Raw genomic sequence first — 2,620 nt, 5'->3', positions numbered from 1 at the left:
CCACCCGGCCGCACTCGGGTCGCCGCCCGGCCGCCATCTGGCCGGACCAGCGGTCTGTCGAGGTTCGTGCGCTGACCGGGCCCTTGCCGGGCGTGCACAGTTCGGAGGATTGTGTGAAAATCGGTGTTTTTAGCGCGTTTGGTGTTGGTCGGTGACGCGGAGCAGCACGACGGTGCGGCCGGTGACCTGCACTTCCTGGCCGGCATGCATGACCCGGCGCTGGCCGTCGAGCGTGCCGGGGAACCCGGCGAGGTCCTCGGCTGAGGTGTCCAGCAGCAGTTCGTAGGTGCGGGCCCATGGCTCACCCGGCAGCACGACAGTCACCTCGCCCGGGTCCGGACGCAGGATGAGCAGGAAACTGTCGCCGGTAACCGGAGCACCGTCCGAGGTGCGCCAGGGCAGCGCTCGCCCGGACAGGTGGGCCACGACCGTGTGGACGAGCGGTGAGTTCCAGTCCGTATCCAGCATGATTGCCCCGTCGGCCCGAAACCAGGTGATGTCCGCGAGCGCTCCGACGCTGGACGGGCCGCCGTGGAAGAACGCCTGCCGGCGCAGGGTCCGCGATGTCCGCCGCAGGGCCACCAGGCCGCTGACGAGCGGCAGCAGCATCGGGTCGTCCCCAGCGGGGTCGGCTGCGGGAGCCGGGCCGCGCGCGGGCGATTCATCCGCTGGCGCGCCGTGCGGCCAGCGCATCCAGGAGATCGCGTTGTCCTGGCAGTAGGCGTTGTTGTTGCCGCCCTGCGAGCGGCCGAATTCGTCGCCGGCGAGCAGCATGGGCACGCCCGCCGACAGCAACAGCGTCGCGAGCAGCGCGCGGCGGGTGCGGCGCCGGTGGGACAACACGTCCGGACAGTCGGTCGGGCCCTCCACACCGCAGTTCGTCGAGTTGTTGTGAGCGTCGCCGTCGTGGTTTCCCTCACCGTTGGCCTCGTTGTGTTTGTCGGCGTAGGAGACGAGGTCGGCGAGGGTGAAGCCGTCATGCGCGGTCACGAAGTTCACCGAGGCCCACGGCCGCCGGCCCGAGTGCTGGTACAGGTCGCTCGACCCGGTGATCCGGTAGCCGAGATCGGCCATGCCGGAGGCATGCTGGGTCCAGACCGCGCGGACGGTGTCACGGTAGCGGCCGTTCCACTCCGCCCAGGGCGCGGGAAACGCCCCGACCTGGTAGCCGCCCCAGCCGACGTCCCATGGCTCGGCAATGATCTTTACGGTTGACAGTACCGGGTCGGCGTGGATGGCGGTCAGCAGCGGCGCGGCCGGGTCGAAGCTGTCGGGGTTGCGGGCGAGCGCGGTCGCCAGGTCGAATCGGTACCCGTCCACGCCCATCTCGGTGATCCAGTAGCGCAACGAGTCCATGATCAATTTGATCACGTGCGGGGATGAGGTGTTCAGGGTGTTGCCGCACCCGGTCACATCCCGGTATCGGCGTGGGTCGCTCGGTTCCACCCGGTAGTAGGTGGCGTTGTCCAGCCCGCGCAGCGACAGCGTCGGCCCGCGTTCGCTGCCTTCGGCGGTGTGGTTGAAGACCACGTCGAGAATGACCTCGATACCGGCCGCGTGCAGCTCGCGGACCATGGAACGGAACTCGGCCACCGGGTTGTCCGTGGCGGCGTAGTCGGGATGCGGGGCGAAGAAGCCCACGGTGTTGTAGCCCCAGTAGTTGGTCAGGCCACGTCGGGTCAGCGTCGGTTCGGAGAGGTTCGCGTGCACCGGGAGCAGCTCGACCGCGGTGACACCAAGGGTGCGCAGGTGGTCGATGACCGCCGGGTGCGCCAGCCCCGCGTAGGTGCCGCGATGGCCGGCTGGGACATCCGGGTGGCGCTGGGTGAACCCCTTCACGTGCAGCTCGTAGAGGATTGTGTCGAGCCAGGGCGTGCCCGGCCGGTTGGCGGCGGGGTCCGCGCCGGCCGGCCGGTCGTCGACGACCACGCAGCGCGGGACGAAGGGCGCGGAGTCCCGCCCGTCCGAACTCACCGAGTACGGGTCGGTCTCGTCGAAGCCGGAGATCGCCGCGTGCGGGACAAGACCACCGGTCAGTAACCGGGCGTAGGGATCGACGAGAAGCTTCGCCGGGTTGTAGCGCAGGCCGCGGTCAGGGGCGTACGGGCCGTGTGCCCGCAGGCCGTAGCGCTGGCCCGGCCCTACCCCCGGCAGGTAACCGTGCCAGACCCCCCCGTCGCGTTCGGGCAGTTGATAGCGGTGCTCATTGTCCTGGGCGTCGAACAGGCAGATCTCAACCGCGTCCGCGTTGGGGGCGGCTACCGCGACGTTCACACCGGATCCGTCCCAGCGCACGCCGAGCGGTTCGGGCGATCCGGGCCGGGCGCGGTCGGGAAAATCGACGATGCCGCAGGTCGGGGACGGTGTCGTCACGTTCGCCACGGTAGCTGTCGAATGATTCAGGCGCTCGTGGGAAGAGAGCGCATGGGCTGCTGGCCACACGGCGGGATCGCCGTCAGCGGGCAATCTGGATAATCCTTCCAATCATCACGTATCCGTGACGATTGGACGGCCAGGGGTCGCGGCGTGTTTCGGGAGCCGCCATTCGATCAGAGAGCCGCCTCCAGGTGGCTGCTGGCACGGCCGCGGGCCACATCGATACCGGGGCCTGCGCCGCCTC

The 2,620-nt window shown here is 69.5% G+C and carries 1 protein-coding gene; it reads right to left on the bottom strand.

The features are described 5' to 3' along the window. Window positions 1–129 precede the first annotated feature (129 nt). Window positions 130–2,373 (bottom strand): glycogen debranching protein GlgX, encoded by a 2,244-nt coding sequence (gene glgX / locus MJ783_RS19315; protein WP_239312326.1) that lies wholly within the window; start codon window positions 2,371–2,373, stop codon window positions 130–132. Window positions 2,374–2,620 lie beyond the last annotated feature (247 nt).

The sequence above is a fragment of the Protofrankia sp. Cj3 genome (genome assembly GCF_917627355.1).
Classification (GTDB): Bacteria; Actinomycetota; Actinomycetes; order Frankiales; family Frankiaceae; genus Protofrankia.
Note: the sequence above shows the minus strand (reverse complement) of the source record. Positions and strands in the feature narration are given on the sequence as shown.